Origin of the sequence: Serratia proteamaculans (genome assembly GCF_004684015.1) — a bacterium.
Lineage (GTDB): Bacteria > Pseudomonadota > Gammaproteobacteria > Enterobacterales > Enterobacteriaceae > Serratia > Serratia proteamaculans_F.
Genome location: NZ_SRIA01000016.1, coordinates 292,494 through 313,184, shown reverse-complemented (window position 1 = coordinate 313,184; position 20,691 = coordinate 292,494). Strand labels below are relative to the sequence as shown.

At 55.2% G+C, this 20,691-nt stretch carries 19 protein-coding genes; 7 read left to right on the top strand and 12 right to left on the bottom strand.

Features of this window, described 5'->3' with window-relative positions; translation table 11 throughout:
* Positions 1 to 65: 65 nt before the first annotated feature.
* The 6 genes from E5C26_RS12435 to E5C26_RS12410 all read right to left on the bottom strand — a co-directional run bounded on the left by E5C26_RS12435 (position 66) and on the right by E5C26_RS12410 (position 7,483).
* Positions 66 to 1,727 carry an alpha-keto acid decarboxylase family protein gene (locus tag E5C26_RS12435; RefSeq protein ID WP_135316583.1) on the bottom strand — a complete coding sequence of 554 codons (1,662 nt, stop codon included), beginning with the start codon at positions 1,725 to 1,727 and terminating at the stop codon, positions 66 to 68.
* Between the two features lie 33 nt (positions 1,728 to 1,760).
* Positions 1,761 to 2,501, bottom strand: coding sequence for an SDR family oxidoreductase (locus E5C26_RS12430; protein WP_135316582.1), 741 nt, complete (start codon positions 2,499 to 2,501; stop codon positions 1,761 to 1,763).
* 188 nt (positions 2,502 to 2,689) lie between these two features.
* Entirely contained in the window at positions 2,690 to 3,724 is a 1,035-nt protein-coding gene (locus E5C26_RS12425) for a methyltransferase (RefSeq protein ID WP_135316581.1), read from the bottom strand.
* Between the two features lie 679 nt (positions 3,725 to 4,403).
* Positions 4,404 to 4,721: a cupin domain-containing protein gene (locus tag E5C26_RS12420; protein ID WP_012145173.1), complete on the bottom strand. Its 318-nt coding sequence runs from the start codon at positions 4,719 to 4,721 to the stop codon at positions 4,404 to 4,406.
* 121 nt (positions 4,722 to 4,842) lie between these two features.
* On the bottom strand, positions 4,843 to 5,817 hold the full coding sequence (locus E5C26_RS12415; RefSeq protein WP_135316580.1) for a Dyp-type peroxidase: 975 nt from the start codon (positions 5,815 to 5,817) through the stop codon (positions 4,843 to 4,845).
* Positions 5,818 to 5,989: 172 nt separating this feature from the next.
* Positions 5,990 to 7,483 carry a PAS domain S-box protein gene (locus tag E5C26_RS12410; RefSeq protein WP_135316579.1) on the bottom strand — a complete coding sequence of 498 codons (1,494 nt, stop codon included), beginning with the start codon at positions 7,481 to 7,483 and terminating at the stop codon, positions 5,990 to 5,992.
* 238 nt (positions 7,484 to 7,721) lie between these two features.
* On the opposite strand from E5C26_RS12410, the gene E5C26_RS12405 reads away from it, so the two are divergent.
* The gene (locus E5C26_RS12405; RefSeq protein WP_135316578.1) at positions 7,722 to 8,696 is read left to right on the top strand and encodes a hypothetical protein; all 975 of its coding nucleotides are present in this window, start codon (positions 7,722 to 7,724) and stop codon (positions 8,694 to 8,696) included.
* Entirely contained in the window at positions 8,693 to 8,932 is a 240-nt protein-coding gene (locus E5C26_RS12400; protein ID WP_135316577.1) for a hypothetical protein, read from the top strand. Before E5C26_RS12405 ends, E5C26_RS12400 begins: the two co-directional genes overlap by 4 nt.
* Positions 8,933 to 8,996: 64 nt before the next feature.
* Here the strand turns inward: E5C26_RS12400 and flhA are convergent, their stop codons facing one another.
* From flhA to hypA, 6 genes are all read right to left on the bottom strand, one after another.
* Positions 8,997 to 11,063: a formate hydrogenlyase transcriptional activator FlhA gene (flhA, locus tag E5C26_RS12395; protein ID WP_135316576.1), complete on the bottom strand. Its 2,067-nt coding sequence runs from the start codon at positions 11,061 to 11,063 to the stop codon at positions 8,997 to 8,999.
* A 90-nt stretch (positions 11,064 to 11,153) separates the two neighbouring features.
* Positions 11,154 to 12,167, bottom strand: a complete 1,014-nt coding sequence (gene hypE / locus E5C26_RS12390) for a hydrogenase expression/formation protein HypE (RefSeq protein ID WP_135316575.1) — start codon at positions 12,165 to 12,167, stop codon at positions 11,154 to 11,156.
* Positions 12,164 to 13,291, bottom strand: coding sequence for a hydrogenase formation protein HypD (gene hypD, locus E5C26_RS12385; protein WP_135316574.1), 1,128 nt, complete (start codon positions 13,289 to 13,291; stop codon positions 12,164 to 12,166). The genes hypE and hypD overlap by 4 nt, the downstream gene beginning before the upstream one ends.
* Positions 13,278 to 13,571 (bottom strand): HypC/HybG/HupF family hydrogenase formation chaperone, encoded by a 294-nt coding sequence (hypC, locus tag E5C26_RS12380; RefSeq protein WP_135316573.1) that lies wholly within the window; start codon positions 13,569 to 13,571, stop codon positions 13,278 to 13,280. The genes hypD and hypC overlap by 14 nt, the downstream gene beginning before the upstream one ends.
* Positions 13,562 to 14,356 (bottom strand): hydrogenase nickel incorporation protein HypB, encoded by a 795-nt coding sequence (gene hypB / locus E5C26_RS12375; protein ID WP_135316572.1) that lies wholly within the window; start codon positions 14,354 to 14,356, stop codon positions 13,562 to 13,564. The genes hypC and hypB overlap by 10 nt, the downstream gene beginning before the upstream one ends.
* A gap of 15 nt (positions 14,357 to 14,371) precedes the next feature.
* Positions 14,372 to 14,716 carry a hydrogenase maturation nickel metallochaperone HypA gene (hypA, locus tag E5C26_RS12370; protein WP_135316571.1) on the bottom strand — a complete coding sequence of 115 codons (345 nt, stop codon included), beginning with the start codon at positions 14,714 to 14,716 and terminating at the stop codon, positions 14,372 to 14,374.
* 262 nt (positions 14,717 to 14,978) lie between these two features.
* On the opposite strand from hypA, the gene hycA reads away from it, so the two are divergent.
* From hycA to E5C26_RS12345, 5 genes are all read left to right on the top strand, one after another.
* A complete protein-coding gene (gene hycA / locus E5C26_RS12365) occupies positions 14,979 to 15,446 on the top strand; it encodes a formate hydrogenlyase regulator HycA (RefSeq protein WP_135316570.1) in 468 nt (155 codons plus the stop codon).
* An 87-nt stretch (positions 15,447 to 15,533) separates the two neighbouring features.
* On the top strand, positions 15,534 to 16,148 hold the full coding sequence (locus tag E5C26_RS12360) for a 4Fe-4S dicluster domain-containing protein (protein ID WP_135316569.1): 615 nt from the start codon (positions 15,534 to 15,536) through the stop codon (positions 16,146 to 16,148).
* Entirely contained in the window at positions 16,148 to 18,016 is a 1,869-nt protein-coding gene (locus E5C26_RS12355) for a proton-conducting transporter transmembrane domain-containing protein (RefSeq protein ID WP_135316568.1), read from the top strand. The genes E5C26_RS12360 and E5C26_RS12355 overlap by 1 nt, the downstream gene beginning before the upstream one ends.
* A 10-nt stretch (positions 18,017 to 18,026) precedes the next feature.
* Complete coding sequence (locus tag E5C26_RS12350; RefSeq protein ID WP_135316567.1) at positions 18,027 to 18,962, top strand: respiratory chain complex I subunit 1 family protein; 936 nt, start codon at positions 18,027 to 18,029, stop codon at positions 18,960 to 18,962.
* A gap of 22 nt (positions 18,963 to 18,984) precedes the next feature.
* Positions 18,985 to 20,688, top strand: a complete 1,704-nt coding sequence (locus tag E5C26_RS12345; protein ID WP_135316566.1) for a hydrogenase large subunit — start codon at positions 18,985 to 18,987, stop codon at positions 20,686 to 20,688.
* The last annotated feature ends 3 nt before the right edge of the window (positions 20,689 to 20,691 follow it).

Here is a 20,691-nt window from a genome sequence, read left to right as displayed (position 1 = left end):
CATCAACGTGACCCTTTTCCCGCACCATCAAAAGTTGAAAGCCTTTTCGACAATAGCGCAACAGCTTAGCCCGCCGCGTTATTACGATGAAGGGCGCACGAGACGGCGTTCAGCAACTCCGGAATGTCCATCTTGGGCAGTACGACTTCTATAAAGGCCAATTGGCGACTGTTGGCCACCTCAAGCAGCGCCTGCTGTAACTGTTCCGGTTCAGTGACGCGCAGCGCCTGCATCGAATGTCTCTCAGCCAGTGCTTGTGGCAACAATGTCCAATTCCACTGCGCGATATCGTTGTAGCATTGCTCAGGGCCGTGAATCGCTCGTTCAATGGTGTATCCTTCGTTGTTCAACAAGAAGATGACCGGTTTCAACCCATCGCGCAGCATCGATCCCAACTCCTGCGCGGTAAACTGTGCAGAACCGTCGCCGATAAGTAAGATTACCCGCCGCTCCGGCTCAGCGGTTTGAGCACCATAAGCTGCCGCTAACGTATAGCCCACCGAGCCCCACAACGACTGAACGATAAATTTGCAGCCCTGCGGCAAATTCAGCGCTGCCGCACCAAAGCAAGCCGTCCCTTGATCTGCAAAAATAATATCGCCGGGTCGCAAAAAACCTTGAATCTGTTGCCAGAAAACCTGTTGATCAAGCCGACTATGGGTAGCATTCGGCTGCACCGGGCGATGAATTACCGGCGGCAGCCACTGTTTTACCAGAGATAAACTGAGCTGGTGCAACGCCTTAACCGCTTCCTGCATCGGGATCTGGCTGAACACTTGTTGCCCAACCCTGGCTTCGAACGGATGAATACTGATGCATTTTTCCGCCGGTAACTGGTGGCTGAATCCGGCCGTGACGATATCGGAGAACACCGCACCGACGTTGATCACCACATCCGCCTGTTCTATCGCTTGTCTAACCTGCGGGTCACTGGCAGCACCGGCATAGGTGCCGGTAAAACCGTGGCGGGTTTCGTCCATCACACTCTTGCCCAGCAGCAAGGTAGAATGCGGTAAATGAACCTCACTCATCCATTGATCCAATGCCACATCAACATTGAAGCGCTCCGCCAACAACCCCGCCAATACCGAAACCCGGTGAGCCGCTTGCAGTTTCTCACCTGCCGCCACGATAAAACTCTGTAGCGACGCTTCCGACAGGCAGGGCTGACGCAGTTTCAATGATAAGGGCCGTGAAGCCAACGGGGTTTCTGCCACATCGCAGGGCAGCAGCAAATACACAGGACGACGTTCAAAGAGTGCCGTGGTCAGCAGGCGATCGATTTCTGCCTCCGCATTGTCTGCGGTGAGACAAGCCTGGGCAATGGTCACTTCTTTTGCCATACGGGCAAAGTGACCGAAATCACCATCGCCCAGCGAATGATGCAGTAAACGGCCGCCTTGCTGTGCACGCAGGGCCGGCGCGCCGACCACGTGGATCACCGGTACATATTCGGCATAGCTACCGGCGATGCCGTTCACGGCACTCAGTTCCCCCACGCCGAAGGTCGTCAGCAGTGCTGCCGCCGTATTGCAACGCGCGTAACCATCAGCAGCATAGGCCGCATTAAGTTCGTTGGCACAGCCAACCCAGGTGACATGTTGATGAGCGATCACATGATCGAGAAACTGTAGCGTGTAATCACCAGGTACCCCGAAAAAATGACGAATGCCGATCTGAGCCAATCGGTCGAGGAGATAATCTGCAACGGTATAGTTGTTAGTCATGACGACTCTCTGCCTTTAAAAGAAAAAGCACGGTTAAAAAACCTGTTGCGTTGGACGCAACACGATTTCATTGATATCCACGTCGGCAGGTTGCTCAATTGCATAGGCGATGGCGCGTGCCACCGAATCCGCCGGAATGGCCTGTTTATAAAAGTCCTGCACGAACTGCACACTCTCGGCGTCCGAGCTGCCAAGCTTCAATTCTGAATCCACCGCTCCCGGACAAATGGTTGTGGTTCGGATATTCGCCCCAACCTCATGCCGCAACCCCTCAGAAATCGCCCGCACCGCGTACTTGGTCCCGCTATAAACTGTCCCACCCGGGCTAAAAACCTTTACCCCCGCTACCGAAGAAATGTTGACGAAGTGCCCGTCATTTTGTTGCTCGAACACCGGTAAGACTGCGGCGATACCGTACAGTACCCCCTTGATGTTGATGTCTATCATTCGTTCCCATTCATCAACTTTTGTCATAGTGATCGGCGCAATCGCCATCAATCCGGCATTATTGATAAAGACGTCTATCCGACCAAATTGCGCCACGGCGGCGGCGACCATGGCCTTAACCTCTTCACGCTCAGTGACATCGACCTTGATCGCCAGCGCTTTACCGCCGGCGGCGATGCATTCGTCCACCAGCAGATCAAGGCGTTCCTTACGGCGGGCAGCCAACACCAGCGTGGCTCCAAGGGTGGCCAAATGGCGTGCGGTTGCCTCGCCCAGTCCACTGCTCGCGCCCGTAATCACAACGACTTTGCCTGAAATTTGGCCCATACTGTGCTCCTGATAGCTAATCACCGGTTTATTTAGCGGCTAATCAGCATGTTAGAAATGACTCAAAATGAGGGGAAGGATCCGCACCATGACGAATATCAAGCGGCGAGTCGGCGATATCTATATGGATATCACCGGAATAACTCTATTATTACCGCTGATATATCAAGTCATTAATGAATGCGAATTTAAGCAATAACGACCTCAACGATAGAGACGTAACAGTCGGTATCAATGATGCGATTTAATTTTAAATCGACACTGGCCAACATCGAACGCAATTTATCCTCAGTGCGTGTTTGCCCACCGTCGAAACTCGCCAGCAGTAATAAGTCAATTTCATTACCGCCATGCCAGCTATTACCTTTCGGGATCACCGGCTCCATAATCAACAGTTTTGAATTCTCATGCATGGCATTTCGACAGCAGCGTAATATGGCTTTTGCCTGATCGTCAGGCCAGTCCATAGTGATATATTTTAACAAGTAAAAATCTGCTGTTGGACAGGACTCAAAGAAACTCCCTGCTTGAGTTTTCCAGCGCGAATCATCGCCCAACTCCCCAAGGCGGTTTCTGGCCAATATCTCCGGACGATCAAATAGAATACCGTGCAGCGTTGGGTTACTGCGTAAAACGTTCAGCAGCAGTCCGCCCATGCCGCCGGCAATATCGACGACGGTTGCATTTTCAGGGAAGGTATAGCGGCGTGTTAAGAATATGTTTTCCACTGCTGACATGGAAGACATACCGGTATGAAAATCATACCCTTCTTCCCTTTGATTACTGGCCTTCGACCAATATTCATAGAAGGACAAGCCGTATAGATTTTTAAAGGAAGATTCGTGGCGCAAGCTATCGACGAGGTTACCCAGCGGCAACCAAAATGTCTCATCAGTCAGCATCATGACCGCAGAGCGCAATGAGTTAGGGACATCGGAACGCAGAAACTCTGCGGCAGGCGTCAGTGCGAACTGGCCACCTTCGGTTTCTTCAAATATTTTTTTCGATGCGAGCATGCGCAGAACACGGTACAACTTCTGCCCGTCGACATTGACAATTTTCCCTAGCTCATCTGCGCTCTTTGCGCCTTCCTTGAGACAATCGGCGATGCCTAAGACCGCTGCAGCCCTAAGCGCCCCCTGATAAGTAAAAGCCATTGATTGCTCTAATAAATATACCGCGGCATCGGCATGCTCAGATATACAATTGGAATCATTCACCATGATATTATTTCCTCGATTTAACTATTCGTTAAAATAAATTAAAAAAAGAACTTATCAAATAACAGCACTGCTTAAGATGATTATCGTACAAATAACATTGTACGCAAACCAACCTGGGCCGCCTGGTGAAGTGTAATTAACTCAATGATGTGATTCCAAAAAATCATAATCATTAGCTCGTTACAAAGATTGGTTTAAAGATCTCACGTGCTCGTTTAAAAATGAGATAACCACGCACTGCAACTATTTCATAAGAACGACATGGTATCTCCGTGAGGGAATTAATGCCGTTGAATTAATTGCAACGCTAATCAATGAACAAGTCAGTATTAAGAAATGGTTTTAATATTGATATTTTATTGTGGAGTGAAGTTTGGACGCTTTATAAATAAAGTCAAACTTATTTTAAGTAAAAAATCCTAACCAGAAGATAATTTGGAAATTATTTGATGGCAATCATGACAAAAACAAAGATGGGATGGGATGGGATGGGATGGGGAGTATATATTACTCAATCGCCCTAATCTCTTTTATCAGCACGTTTTTACTTATGAGGGGAAAGGTTCCCAAAAGGTTACAGCGTCACGATAAAATCAAGAATATGTTTTGAATCAGAACTCCCCGTGGAGAACGGGGAATTCCACCAGATAAGCCAGTGTGGCTCATCTGCTGTACTCACCTAGCGGGCCAGTTCCACTCCATCGAGTTCAGAGATGGCCAGACAGAAAACTTCCGTGATAGCGTCGACCGTGTAGGCAGTTTTAGCCGGGATCATCAACATCTCATGAGCCTGCAACGTCTGGTCCCCGATTTTAAGTTCACCGGACAGGACCATCAGTTTGACCCAGCCCGGATGCATTCTGGCTGACTGATGACTGCCAGCATCAAGTTTCAACAGCGCCGTGTGCCCTTGCGCCTCACGTTTCAAGATATGGTAATACACTCCATCGTAAGGCATTTTCTCGTAGTGCAGTGTCGCCAGTGTTCTTTTATGCATGATAGCTTCCTAGTAATCGGTGATTAGTTGGATCAAGTATCACAATTCCCTAACGGCCTATCGGCCTGTTAATAAATATATAGGACGTATGCCTCATACGCAAAAACTCACTTTTGAGAACTCAATCAGCCAGATCGCTTAAGAATTTCCGGGCAGGAACAAAGAAGTTAACGCCGGCTACGGCCGTGGAGAAATCAAGGATCCGGTCATGCAATGGGGCCGGATTGCCGATAAACATTCGCTCAAGCATCTTCTCAATCACCCAGAGGTGACGTGAATAGCCGATAAAATAGGTGCCATATTCGCCGCGCCCCGGAGAGGCAAAGGGCATGTTATCGCGCAAAATGTCGTGTTCACCCTGCTCGTCTTCAATGGTGCACAGAGTCTTATGTGATTTTTGTCCCTCTGTCGCATCCGGCAGCTCGACGTTATCAAACTTGGTGCGTCCGATAATGGCCTCCTGGGTTTCCACCTTCTGTGCACGCCAGGCGGCCATATTGTGCAAGTATTTTTGTATCACCACATAGCTGCCACCCGCGTAGTCAGGATCCTCATCACCCACGATAGTCGCCTGTGGCAAGGCCAGACCCACCGGGTTCGCGGTACCATCGACAAACTCCAGCAGATCGCGTCCGTCAAAATAACGGAATCCCGCGACCTCATCGACGACAGTGATCGAATCACCAAAAGCTTCCAGCAACATTTTCTCGAACTCAATGATCAAGTCTGTCGCGCCTGCACGGACGTGGTACAGCAAATCGCCGGAGGTGGCCACGGCCGTATGTTTGGCGCCTTTGATTTCCTTAAACGGTGTCAGCTCTTTGGGGGCGGGTTTTCCGCTAAGGCTCTCCCAGACACGATGCGCAATGCCGACGTTACAGGTGAAGCTGACATCAATGGATCGTATCTGGACATTTTTAATCAGATCTTCGGTACTGGCGATCACGGCTCGGGCGGTGGCGAGTGATGCACTATCGTCTTTGATCTTGAGGATAAGAAAGGCGGCAGCGGCCGTCATGGGTGCATCAATGTATTGGGGTTCGGTCTCCAGCGCACGTTGCGCCAACGACAGTGGTGAAGTTGATTCCTGGTTCACGAAAATCTCCCCTAATGGGTGAGTAATCAAGGATTTTTATCTTAGCGTCGATGACGTCGCATAGCCAAGCTATATCCCTGCAGATGCCATTGACATGGAGTAACAAAGTGATTGGCGGGAATAGCAAAAGCGCCCGCAGAATGCGGGCGATATCCAGTACATTGGTATCCTGTTAGCCTTTTTTAGGCTGCCGCTCACCGGCAAACAGCCCTCGTTCCCTGGCCCAGACAATGGCTTCGCTGCGGCTGTGTACGTCGAGTTTTGAGTACACCATAGCCACATGATTACGCACGGTATTGGGGGCAAGATTGAGTCGCGTGGCGATTTTCTTGTCGGGAAGCCCCTCGCAGATCAACCCCAACACATCGCGCTCACGGGCGGTAAGATCGGTGAAGGAAAATCCGGACAGGTTGGGCTTATTGATGCTTTTCACATTGGCCAGTTTTTCGAGCAGCGTCTGACTGAACCAGGAAGCGTCCTGCATCACTTCCTCAATGGCGGAAACCAACTCCAGCTCCGAACGTTTGCGCTCGGTAATGTCCATCATGACCAGCAGGTAACAGGGAGCGTCATGAATACTGACGGCATCAGCAGATACCACACAGTCGATCACTTCGTTACCCTTCTTGCGGAGTTTAAGATCCTGACTTTCTACGTTGCCGGTTTTTCCCAGCAAGGTAAACAAGCGCCGGCATTCCCCTTGCCCGTCGATGAAATTGATATCCTCGACCCTCTTGCCAATCAGCTCCTCAGCGACATAGCCGGTGGTTTTCATAAAGGCTTCGTTAATATCCAGCACCTGCTGCTTGTCCGCCGTGCACACCAGCGTGGGAACCGGGCTCAAACGAAAGGCCTTGGCGAACCGCTCTTCACTCTCGCGCAACGCCGACTCGGCCTTACGGCGAGGTTCAAGATCGGTGAAGGTAAACAGCATGCAATCGACTTCGTTAATATCCAGCGGCTGACCGGCAACGATCACCAGTTTGGTTCCTCCGGCTGGCAATTTTAACTCGGCCTGCATTTGCGGAATGGTTGCCCCTTCACTCAGGCGTTGCACCGCCAGCTCCTTATGCTCCGCTTGCTCCAGCACATCCAACGCGTACACCGAGTTACCCATTACCTGTTCGCGGCTATAGCCGGTCATATCGAGGAACCCCTGATTAACCTTGATGTAACGCAGGTCGCTCAGGCTACAGATCACCGCAGGTGCCGGATTGGCATTGAAGGTTTTTTCAAAGCGCTCCTCGGCGCTGGCCCACTCGGTAGCGTCACTCAGGATCAATACCAGCAGCTCGGGTTGCCCTTTGGCATCAGTGATAATCAGGCTGCGTAAACGCTGAACCCAGAGAAAGTCCGGCTCGCCGGCGGGCCGGACCTCGATCAGCACGTCGCTGAACTCCTCGCCGGCAGCCACCCGGTTAAGCGGATATTGCTCTGAGCTCAAAGGATGATTATTGCGATAACGCAAGGCAAAGCGTTCTTCATACTCCTGGGCATTGGCACCCAGCTCACTCAGGCTGGTCAGCCCATGCATGCTCAGTGCAGCCTCATTGGCCCACAGAATGGTCCGGTCGACTTCGGTCAGGATCACCCCTTCGGTCAGTCCTGAGATGATCTGTTGTAGTTGGCTACGGTTGGTTTCGCTGGCAAGAACGGACTGGCTCATTATTTCTCCACAAGACAAAAGGTCTCAGGCCACCGGGCGGCGATCGGCACTCCTGACAATGACACGACTTCCCCACCAGCATAGTGCTTAAGTAGTTCATTCGCGGGGTGTGAATGCACTAGCTCCATGGGTGCAAATGAACCGGGACGTTCAGTGGTGCACAGCGGCAGACTGATTCTGTCGGCGCAGCGGAGTGCTGCGCGTACAACCACTTGTCCAGTAAATATAAGGAATAACAATGACCACTGTCTATGAATCCAATCGCCTGGCGTTTAATGTTTCATGGGGCTCAATATTGGCCGGGAGTGCCATGGCGCTGGTGACCTATCTGATATTGAGTGTACTGGGTACTGCTGTCGGCGCATCGGCCGTGGATCCGCTGCACGCAGGCAATCCCCTGAGTGGCTTCGGTGTGGGGACCGGCATCTGGCTGTTTGTCACCACCTTGCTTTCACTGGCCGCAGGTGCCTTTGTCGCTGGCCGAACGGCCCCCAACCGCGGTGGCTTGCATGGCCTGTTGAGCTGGGCAGTCACTACCTTGCTGACCACCTGGCTGGTTATTTCCTTGGCGAGCGGCGTGGTCGGTCTGGCCGGCAGTGCGGTTGGCAAAGGGTTGTCTCTGGCGGGCAACGGTGTGGCGGCGGCAGCGCCGGGCATTGGTGACAGCGTGAAACAGCAACTTGATAAGAAAGGCATCAGCCTGAATTGGGATGACCTGCAAAATCAGTTGGCTACCACGCTCAAGCAAACCGGCAAGGCTGAATTGGATCCGTCCAACCTGCAACAAAAAACCGAGCAGGCCGGTGCAGATGGCAAGCAATCGGCGACCGATGCCGCCAGCGACCCGGCACAGGCGGCAGCAGAGCTTAAGCAATGGTTCGAACGCGTTAAACAATCCGGTGAACCTACCCTGAATGCCGCTGATAAAGACGCGCTGGTGAACATCGTCGCTGCACGTACCGGCAAGAGCCACGCTGAGGCGACCCAAATTGTCGACAATTATGCGCAGGCTTATCAGCAGGCGGTACAAAAAGTGGAACAACTTAAGGCTCAGGCCGAGCAGAAAGCGCGTGAAGCGGCTGACGTTGCGGCCAAACAGGTATCCCGTGCCGCCTGGGGCTCCTTGCTGATGCTGCTGTTGGGTGCCGGGCTGAGTTTTGCTATCGGGCGTATTGCGGTATCAACGCGTCGTACCCTGGTTGTGAGCGAATGAAGATGGACCTTTCCACCAAGCGGGAGTTGTCATCCATCTCATTAAACTATCGTAAAGTTGTCGGGGCCTCTGTACCGGTGCTTACCCTCGATTTCTACAATGAAAAAAACGAGCGCTATACCCTGCGTTATAACTTGCCGCCGGACACGCCGGAGCGGACAGAGCGACGGGTGTCTTTGCTGCTGCATCTGCTGAGCAAGCAAAAGCCGCTGGAGATGGATGACGCCATAACTTAATTCAAATTAAGTAACCTGCCAGGCCCGAGCCGGATACACCACCGGACTCGGGCCTTTTAATGCTCTACTTGACCACAATCCCCCACTTCTTCATGCGCGACAGCAGCGTAGTGCGTTTGATACCCAGACGCTGCGCGGCACCGCGTGGGCCGGCAACCACCCCGTTGGTTTCTTTCAGTACGCGAATAATCCGCTGACGATCGTCTTCACCCGCCTGCACAGGCTCTGCCGTGGGCAAGGGTAAAGCCATCGACGGCACCGGATAGCGCAGTTCCGGCAATTCCAGGTTAAGCACCGTACCACGCGTCAGCAAGACTGCCCGCTCGATGACATTCTCCAGCTCACGCACGTTGCCCGGCCAGGGCATCTGGCTCAGCAGGCGCAGGGTCTCCGCCGGAATACTGTCGATGGTGCGTTTCATCCGGCGCGCGATTTTGTAGGTGAGAAACTTCACCAATTGCGGGATGTCTTCCGGACGTTCACGCAATGGCGGGATGACGATTGGGAACACGTTCAGCCGGTAAAAAAGGTCACTGCGAAACTCCCGGTCGGCCACCATTTGCTGCAGGTCACGGTTGGTAGCGGCAATCAGGCGTACATCCACCGAAATCACCTTGTTACCGCCTACCCGTTCAAACTCCCTTTCCTGTAAGACCCGCAACAGCTTGGGCTGCAGTTCTACCGGGATTTCACCCACCTCGTCCAGAAACAGTGTGCCTTTATCCGCCAGCTCAAAGCGCCCCATCCGCTGGTTGGTTGCGCCGGTGAAAGAGCCTTTTTCATGACCAAACAAATCGCTTTCCAACAGCCCGGTCGGCATCACCGCACAGTTCATTTTCACCATGCGCTGGTCACGTCGTTCGCTCAGGTTGTGGATAGCGCGGGCAATCAACTCTTTACCGGTACCGGTTTCGCCGAGGATCAACACCGAACAGTCGCTTTTCGCCACCATTTCAACCTGTTTGAGTACCGCAGACATCACCACGCTACGTCCGACAATCTCGCCGAAATCCGGATTGTTGCCGTTGATTTGCTCAGTCAGATAGAGGTTTTCATGCACCAGGCTCTCTTTGAGTCGGCTGATTTCCTGGTAGGCCAACGCGTTGTCCACCGCAATGGCGATACGCTCGGCGATCTGCTGCAACACCCGCAGATTGGCGGCATTGAAGTTGTCCGGCTGGCATTGCGCCAGCTTTAATACGCCCAGGGTCTTGTTGCCAAACACCAGCGGCAACACGCACAGCGTTTGGATCTGATCATGCCAAAGGTCAAACAGCTGGCGTTCATAAGCCGCCAGACGATCGGAATGTTTCAGATTGAGCAGCAGCATTTCCCCGCTCTGCATCACCTGCTCGGATAAGGTGCCGGCCAGCGCTACGCTGTACTGCTGACGTTCTACCACGTCGTCTTGCAAATAATGGGTGGAATAGATGGTCACCTGATCGGTTTTATCGACGCATAACACCATGCTGATGGCATCGATCTTGAAGAAACGGTGGATCTCGGTGGATATTTCGCCGATCAAATCATCAAGATCGAGTTTCGATAACACCGCGTTGGTGACGTCAACCAAGACGCGGAAATCGTCGCGCTCATGGCATAACTGACGCTGGCGGTTTTCCGCCTGCTCACGCAACCTGATCTGTTCCACCGCCAGCGCAACCAATTCCATCAGCGTCTGCAACTGCACCAGATTGGCATCACTGAAGGGTTGCGGGCTACTGCGTAACAGCTCACAACCGCCGATCAAGCTACCGCCAGCGTGCAACGGCATCAGGCAATATTGGTTAAACGGCAGATACAGCGCCAGGGCATTGATTTGCGGGTAACGCGCATGCAGATCTTCGCTCTGCCAGCGCTGCGGCAACGGGCTTTGTCGCAGTCGGCTCACCGGCCCGTTAGCCAGCAGAGTTTCATCCTGATAGATGACCGGCTGCCGCTGCGCATCCAGCCCATGAAAGCTGACCCGCTCACTGTGCAAATCAAACAGCACCAGCGTTACCTGGTCTGCCAGTTGCTGACGTTGCAGCACCTGGCGCAGTTGCCGTAACAGGTCGGCAAAGCTGTGCTGACTGAGCAGCATGCGGGTGGTTTCCAGTAATTCTTGTTTTTCTAATTGTGCATTCGACATTGTTTATCACTTGCCTGAGTCGCGATGATGATTTTAGTGAGTCACGTCACAAAGTGTAACGCTGGGCGACAAGGTTCTCCCCCGACAGGATCAACAAATGCGCGGCAAAGGCTCGGCATGCGGTAAATCCAGCAGGCGACTGATGCCATAAGTGCCCTGCAGTCTCACTTGCCGCCCGGCAGTCACCCGGCCAATCAGCGTAGCGGCCTTGCCCAGCGGATGCGCCTGTAACGCAGCCAGTACCGCCTGTTCGGCTTCCGGCGCGGCCACCACCACCAGTTTGCCCTCGTTGGCAAAGTTGATGGCATCCAGCCCCAGCAACTCGCAAATGCCTCGCACTGCCGGTGCTATCGGTAACAGGTTCTCTTCAACTTCAATCCCCACAGCCGCCGCACGAGCAAACTCATGCAAAATGGCGTTCACCCCGCCACGGGTCGCGTCGCGTAATGCCCGCACGCCGTTAATGGCACGCAATGGTGCGATTAACGGTGCCAACACCGCGCAATCACTGGTCACGTCCAGCGACATTCCCAGCTTTTCCCGCAGGTTGAGGATAGTCGCCCCGTGATCGCCGAGCATACCGCTGACAATAACAGCGTCACCGGCGCGGATATGGGTCGCCGCCCAATCCAGTTCCGTTGGGATCACCCCAATACCGGCAGTATTGATAAACATTTTGTCGGCCGCACCGCGCTGCACCACCTTGGTATCCCCGGTGACGATGCGAATACCGGCCTGCTGCGCGGTAGCGGCCATCGAAGCCACCACCCGCTGTAAATCGGCCAGTGGTAAACCTTCTTCAAGGATGAAACCGCAGGAAAGATAACGCGGTAACGCGCCACTGACCGCCAGATCGTTAGCCGTACCGCAGACCGCCAGCTTGCCTATATCACCGCCCGGAAAGAAAATCGGGTCAATCACATAACTGTCGGTGGTAAAGGCCAACCGATCGCCCAGTTGGGTTAATTCGGCCAAATTCAGTCGGGCCTGGTCTTCACGCTGATCCAGCAGCGGATTGGCAAAGGCCGGTAAGAAAATCTCATCCAACAGTTGCTGCATCGCGGTGCCGCCGCTGCCGTGCGCCATAGTAATCACGTTATTCATGCCGGGGTTTCCTCTGTTTCACGGCGGTATTGGTACCAGGCGGCGCAGGCACCTTCCGAAGACACCATCAGCGCGCCAAAAGCGTTCTGCGGCGTACAACCACCACCGAATAGCGGGCAATCACGCGGTTTGCAGCGTCCGGTCAGCACCTCCCCACAGCGGGCACGAGGATCGTCAGCCACCTGCCGGTGCTGCGGGCGGAAACGCCGCTCTGCATCGAAGACGCTATAGGCCGGGGTTAAGGCAATGCCCGAATCGGCAATGGTGCCAAGGCCGCGCCATTCGCTGCCGCCGCCCAACACAAAGACTTCACTCATTGCCTGCTGTGCCAGCAGGTTGCCCTGTTCCGGCACCACCCGGCGGTATTGGTTTTCGGTTTGGCTCTGCCGGCCCACAAACTGCTCAACCAGCATCATCACCCCTTGCAGGATATCCAGCGGTTCAAAGCCGGTTACCACCAGGGGTTTATGGTATTGCCGGCTGATAAAGTCATAAGGTTGGGTACCGATCACCATGCTGACATGGCCAGGTGCCAAAAAGCCGTCGATGCGCACGTCCGGCTGTTGCAACAGGCTGCGCAAGGTGGGGATCAGACTGATGTGCTGACAAAACACGCTGAAGTTATTCAACCCTTCCAGCCGGGCCTGTTGCAGGGTAATGGCGGTGACCGGCATGGTGGTTTCAAACCCCAGGGCAAAGAACACCACCTGGCGCTGCGGGCTTTGCCGCGCCAGCATCAAAGCATCGAGCGGTGAGTAAACCACCCGCACGTCGGCCCCGCGCTCGCGGGCCTGCAGTAACGAGCCTTGTTTGCCCGGTACCCGTAGCGCATCGCCGAAGGTGCAAAAAATCACCTCCGGGTGAGCGGCGATTTCACAGCAGGCATCGATACGCCCCATGGGCAACACACATACCGGGCAGCCCGGACCATGAATAAATTCAATCTGCGGCGGCAGCAATTTATCCAGGCCAAAGCGGAAAATGGCATGGGTATGACCGCCGCAAACCTCCATGATTTGCAACGGCCGCTCTGCGGTAAACGGCAACTGTGTGGCGCGCTGCCGGATATGCTGCAACAGGTTTTTTACCCGTTGCGGATCGCGGAACTCATCAACGTAATGCATGGTTGCCTTCCCCCGCCAAAAACAGCGCCACGTCCTGTTCCACTTCTCCCATCGCCTGTAATGCCGAAAGCATCTCCTCGGCCTCTTGCCTGTCGAGGCGACTCATGGCGAAGCCCACGTGGATCAGCACCCAGCAGCCGAGCATTGCTTCCCTTGGCTCACCTTCCTGTCGCACCAGCGCAATATTCACTTCCCGTTGCACACCACAGACTTCGGCCCAGGCGTGCTGGGGCTGTTTTTCATCCAGCGCCACGATCTGCCCTGGAACGCCTATACACATAATTGTTTCTCCAGCCAGGCCAGCCACTGTTCCATGCCTTCACCGCTGGTCGCCGAAAGGGTAATCACCTCAATGGCCGGGTTCACCTTGCGGGCATTGTCGATACAGGTCGCCAGATCGAAGTTCAAATACGGCAGCAGGTCGATTTTGTTCAGCAGCATTACCCGTGCGGCGGCAAACATATGCGGGTACTTGAGTGGCTTGTCTTCCCCTTCGGTAACCGACAGCACGGCTACCTTATGGCGTTCCCCCAGATCAAAACTGGCCGGGCAAACCAGATTACCGACGTTCTCGATGAACAACAGGCTGTGGGGTTTGAGTTCCAGACGCCGGGCGGCCTCGTGAACCATTTGCGCATCCAGATGGCAGCCTTTACCGGTATTGACCTGTATCGCCGGCACGCCGGTGGCGCGGATACGTTCCGCGTCATTGGTGGTTTGCTGGTCACCTTCCACCACTGCGCACGGGTGTTGCCCCCGCAGCCGCAGCAGCGTTTCCGTCAGCAGCGTGGTTTTGCCGGAGCCGGGGCTGGAAACCAGATTCAGCGCCAGAATATGTTGCTCGGCGAAATACTGGCGATTACCTTCCGCCAGACGATCGTTCTTATCCAGCACCCGGGTTTCAATTTCCAGCATCCGGCGCTGGCTGATACCCGGTGCATGGGTGCCTGCCAGCCCCAAACCGTAATGCAGATCGCCCTTAATATTGCGTTGTGGGCGGAATGGCACCTTCACGTCCCCTTCAATGGTTAATTCACCCTGGGCACAACCGCAGGTACTGCACATATTCATTCCCCTCTGTTATTCAATTTCCAGGCGTTTTATTTGCAAGCCGTCATCGGCCTGTACCCGCAGGTTTCGTCCGCTACAGCGCGGACAAACCAGCACCTGGGGTATCAGCAGCTCGACATCGCTCTGGCAGTCATGGCACCAACACTGCGCCTTCTGTTCCACCAGATGCAGTTCGCAGCCTTCGGCCAGCGTGTCGCGGCACACCATGTCAAAACAGAACCTCAGCGATTCGGCCTCGACGCAGGAAAATGCGCCAATCTCGAACCACACCGCGGTAATACGTTGCGCATGATATTGGCGGGCCTGTTGCTGCATTATTTCCATCGCATGTTGGCACAAGGTTATTTCGTGCATCCGGCCTCCGATAATGGCGATAAACGCGTTATTCCCCTCACATTGCAAATATGATGCCAAGCCGCCAATGACATATTTGTCGAAGCGGCTGTCATCGTCAGTCATTAAATCAGTCATTCCCAAGCGGATTGGCAGATCAATTTAACGCTGACTATTGAATTGAAAGGAAATAATGAAATTTACCGGAATTTGGCACGCTTTATGCTTTAACTCGCTGACCCGGAGCTATTTCGACAACGACCATCAATTTTGAGTGAGGACAATGAGTACAATCAGTGAAGTAACCAGTCAGGCCGATTATATCGCCAACAAAAGCAATCGTCTGATGGCGCAGTGGCAGACCTACCACAGCACGCTGGTCAAAGCAGTCACCACCACCAAAAAGAAGATTAATCATCAATTTACCTACGGCCAGGAAAGCGATCTGCGCTTTGTGCTGTTCAACCACTTTACGGTTAGCATCCAGTTGAGCGAAGGGTTTTACAGCCAGGATATTTGCTACCGGATTAATTTGGCCACAGCCCATGAGCCGGAAAATTTTGTCCCTTTCGCCCATGCCACGCTGGATGAAAACGGCAATATCGACGAAGTAATAAATAACCGCGACATGCAGGCGGTATTTGAACATTACCTGGAAAAGATCGCCGTTATTTATCAATGCCTGTTTGATTCCATGCATGATGGCCACGCCATTCATGACGCACTGAAAAAAATAACCTTACCCGTCTGACCGTCGGCGTTAATCACCGACAGAAATCTGTCGAAGCGTCATTTTTTACTGACGATTTCGTCATAAATGACGAAGCAAGGAGTGTGCATGAACAGCTTTATTATTGCGGACCCTAAATTGTGTATTGGTTGCAATACCTGTATGGCGAGCTGTTCCGCGGAGCACCGGCAACAGGGATTACAGGCATTACCCCGCTTGCAGGTGATCCGCAACGCCCGCGACTCTGCGCCGGCGATGTGCCACCAGTGTGAAGATGCCCCCTGCGCGCAGGTGTGTCCGGTCAATGCCATTCGCCATCAGGATGACGCCATCGTACTGAATGAAAGCCTGTGCATCAGTTGCAAGCTGTGTGGCATTGCCTGCCCGTTCGGTGCCATTGGTTTCGGCGGCAGCAGCCCACTGGCGATCCCTGCGGACTGCAACACACCGCTGGCATTGCCTGCGCCCAAAGTACCGCGCCCAATCAGCCCCTTCCTGGATTGTGTACCCGGCGTCCGTGCCGTGGCGGTGAAGTGCGATCTCTGCGACTTCAGCCCCGAAGGCCCCGCCTGTATCCGTACCTGTCCGACCCAGGCAATCCGGCTGGTGACCGACCAAGACGTGCGCAATGCCAGCGAACAGAAAAGGCGCAATGCGATGCAGGCGCTCAGCGCCGAGTTGCCGTTTGCGGCCGTCCCTGGATCCCACAAGGAGCCAAATTGATGATCTATGCCCTTTTGCCCGCCCCTTTGTTGCTGCTGACATCAGCCCTGGTCGGGTATTTACTCTGCGCCCTGTTGGGCTGGTTACTGGCCCCCTGGTCGCGTGTCAGCACTCTGCTGAGCGGCGGCACCTTGCTCTGTGCTGTCGCTTCGCTGTTGGCCGCGGTACAAATGCTGTTTGCGCCACTGCACAGCGCCCGTTTGCCGTGGCTGCATTACGCGGTGGAAATCAGTGGCATCAACGCCCTGTTACTGCTGGTGATGGCTCTTTGCGGAGTCTTTGCCGCGCTGTATCACGCAGGCAGCTTATCCCGGCTGAACCCGCGCGCTCGTGGCCGGTTGGCAGGGCTAAGCAATCTGATGCTGGCGGCATTAAGCGCCGCAGTCATGGCCGATAACGCCCTGGCTTTGCTGTTGCTGCTGGAGTTGGCGGCGCTGTGCGGCTATTTCCTGATAGTCCATGCCCCGAGCGCTAAAAGCCTGCGCGCCGGGCATAGCCAATTTTTGCTGATGCGCTTGGGCACCCTGCTGTTGGTTGCCGCCTTCGCGCTGATCTATTGCCATAGCCACAGCCTGCAGTTCAGCGTGATCCGCGCTACGCCATTACCGGATGCCTTGCGTAACGCGGTATTCCTGCTGGCGCTGGCCGGGTTTGGCATTTTTGCCGGGCTGATGCCGTTACATGCCTGGGTGCCACAGTCCCACAGCAGTGCGCCCGCTTCCGCGACCATGTTGTTTTCCAGCGCGCTGATGAAGGTCGGCCTGCTGGGCATCCTGAAGATAGGGTTGGATCTGCTGGGTACGCCGCCGCTGTGGTGGGGATTACTGGTGCTGCTGTTGGCTGCCGGTACGGCTTTTTTCGGTGGGCTATATGCGTTGATGGAACACGACCTGCGCCGCTTGCTGGCTTATCACACGCTGGAGAATATCGGCATCATTTTGCTGGGTATCGGCGGCGCGATGGTCGGCATGGCGCTGCAACAACCGCTATTGACGGCATTTGCCCTGATCGGTGGCCTGTTCCATCTGTTGAACCACAGCCTGTTTAAAAGCGCATTGCTACTGGCAGCCGGCGCCATTGAGCAACAGACCGGGCTGAAGGACATGGAAAAAATGGGCGGTCTGGCACGGCTGATGCCCTGGACCGCCGTTTCGCTGCTGATTGGCCTGGTGGCGATGGCCGCACTGCCACCGCTCAACGGTTTTGCCAGTGAATGGCTGATTTACCAGGGGCTGTTCCGCTTTAGCGCAGCACCCGGTTTTATTGGCCACCTGTTTGGCCCACTGCTGGCCGTGGCTCTCGCCCTGACCGGTGCGCTGGCGGTGATGTGCGTCAGCAAGGTTTTTGGCGTTGCCTGTCTGGGTGCGCCACGCTGCAGCGCCGCGGCGAATGCCGTACAGGCCAATGTTTGGCTGACGCTGAGCCATGCGCTGCCCGCCTTGTTGTGCCTGGTTTGCGGCCTGGGAGCGCCCTGGGCAATCCCGCTGTTTGCCCGCCTGATTGGCGTCACGCCAGAACATACCCTTTCTGTCAGCGGCTCAATGGTTTCTACCCCACTGATCGCCATTTTATTGCTGGCGATGCCGTTGCTGCCGCTGTTAATCGCAGCGCGCTATCAAACACACCGCCAACCGCATCGGGTGCAAGGCAGCGCCTGGGCCTGCGGTTACGGCCATGAAGACGCGATGGTGATCACCGCCACCGGCTTTGCTCAGCCGTTGCGAGTGATGTTTGCCCCGCTGTATCAACTGCGCCGCTGGCTGCCTGCAAGGGTCAGTGATGGGTTACACCGTAACGCATTCGTTGCCTTCTGCCGCGGCCTGGCCGCCGTAGAGTTGGCGGTGCTGCTGGTCGTGGCTTTTGCCTGAGGAGATAACGATGACCTATCCCTATGTGTTACTCGGTTTGGCGCAGGCCCTGCTGTTACTGGCCGTTGCCCCGCTGTTTGCCGGCATCAGCCGGATGCTGCGTGCCCGCATCCATACCCGACGCGGCCCCGGCGTATTACAGGAATACCGAGATATCGCCAAACTGCTTAAGCGCCAAAGCGTGGCTCCGGGTGCTTCCAGTCTGGCCTTTCGCGCCATGCCTTACTTACTGACCGGCACCTTGCTGGCCATCGCCTGCGCGCTGCCGATGCTGACCACCGCCTCCCCGCTGCCCGCCATCGGCGATGTGATCACCCTGATCTATCTGTTCGCCGTGGTGCGCTTTGTGTTCGCCATTGCCGGGCTGGATACCGGAAGCCCTTTCACCGCTATCGGTGCCAGTCGCGAGGCGGTGCTGGGCATTTTGGTTGAACCGATCCTGCTGCTGGGGCTTTGGGTAACGGCTCTGGTCGCCGGCTCGACTCAACTGAGTGCCATGGTGCAAAGCCTGCTGGGTTTACCGCATCAGGCCTGGCTGCCACTGCTGTTGGCCGGTTTGGCCTGCGCGTTCGCCACCTATATCGAGATGGGCAAGCTGCCGTTCGACATGGCGGAAGCCGAGCAAGAACTGCAGGAAGGCCCGCTGACGGAATACTCCGGAGCCGAACTCGGCATCATCAAATGGGGTATCAGCCTCAAACAACTGGTGGTGTTGCAACTGTTCCTCGGTGTGTTCCTGCCCTGGGGGCAAGCGGCACAGCTCACCGCCCCGCAGCTGTTGACTGGACTGGTGCTGGCGCTGTTCAAGCTGTTGTGTGCGGTGGTGCTGATCGCGGTTCTCGAAAACAGCGTGGCACGTTTGCGCTTCCTCAAGACGGGCCGCACCACCTGGGCCGGTTTTGGGCTGGCTTTTCTGGCGCTGGTTTCCTGGCTGGTCGTCGGCTGAACAATGATTAAGGCAATCAATAATGACTAACGAACATCAAGGCCAGCACTATCTGGCGGCATTGCAGCAACAATTCCCCGCTGCCATGCTGGCAGCAGAATGGCAAACGGCCGACCAACTGACGGTGACCGTTAAACTCAACGCGCTGCCGGAAGTGGTGGAATGGCTGTATTACCAACAGGGCGGCTGGCTGTCGGTGCTGTTTGGTAACGACGAACGCACGCTGTGCGGCAATTACGCGCTGTATTACGTGCTGTCGATGGAGCAAGGCACCAAATGCTGGATCACGGTACGCGCCGAAGTTGACGCCCAAACGCTGGAGTTCCCTTCCGTTACGCCACGGGTACCTGCTGCGGTCTGGGGTGAACGTGAAGTGCGCGATATGTATGGCCTGCGCCCGATTGGTTTGCCGGATGAACGCCGACTGGTACTGCCGGACGACTGGCCGGATGACCTCCACCCGTTGCGTAAAGACGCCATGGATTATCGCCAACGGCCCGCGCCAACCACCGATGTGGAAACCTATCCGTTCCAGAGCCTGGCCGGTAGCAAAGCCAACGTGGTGCCGATCGGCCCCTTGCATATCACCTCGGATGAACCCGGGCATTTCCGCCTGTTCGTCGACGGCGAAGACATCATCGATGCCGACTACCGGCTGTTCTATGTGCACCGTGGCATGGAAAAGCTGGCCGAAACCCGCATGGGCTATAACGAAGTGACCTTCCTGTCCGACCGGGTGTGTGGCATTTGCGGTTTTACCCACAGCGTGGCGTACACCAGTTCGGTGGAGAACGCGATGGGCATTCAGGTTCCGGAACGCGCCCAGATGATCCGCTCAATCCTGCTGGAAGTAGAGCGCCTGCACAGCCACCTGCTGAATCTGGGGCTGGCCTGCCATTTCGTCGGTTTTGACTCCGGTTTTATGCAGTTCTTCCGGGTGCGTGAACAGTCGATGAAGATGGCGGAGATCCTGACCGGCGCGCGCAAAACCTATGGTCTGAACCTGATTGGCGGCATCCGCCGCGACATTATGAAAGACGACATGCTGCAAACCCTGCGACTGGCGGCGCAAATGCGCAGTGAGTTGGTGGATCTGGTCGATATCTTGCTCAGTACTCCCAATACCGAACAGCGCAGCGTCGGGGTTGGCCGTCTCGATCCGCAGGTGGCTCGTGACTACAGCAACGTCGGTCCGATGATCCGCGGCAGCGGCCACCGCCGCGATACCCGTCTCGATCACCCCTTTGCCGGTTACGCCAAACTGCCGGTGGAACTTTGTGTGGAAGACGGCTGCGACGTCTATTCGCGGCTTAAAGTGCGCATTCACGAAGTGTTCAACTCGCTCGGCATCATCGAGTTCGGCCTGCAAAGCCTGCCAAGCGGGCCGCTGGCGGTGGACGGTTTCACCTATCTCCCGCATCGCTTTGCCCTGGGCTTTGCCGAAGCCCCGCGCGGGGACGATATCCACTGGAGCATGACCGGCGACAACCAGAAACTGTTCCGCTGGCGCTGCCGGGCTGCGACCTACGCCAATTGGCCAACCCTGCGTTACATGCTGCGCGGCAACACGGTTTCCGACGCTCCGCTGATCATCGGTAGCCTGGATCCCTGCTACTCCTGTACCGACCGCATGACCATCGTCGACGTGCGCAAGCGCCAGTCCATCATAGTGCCGTACAAAGAGATTGAGCGTTATGGCATCGAACGGAAAAACAAACCGTTCTAACCG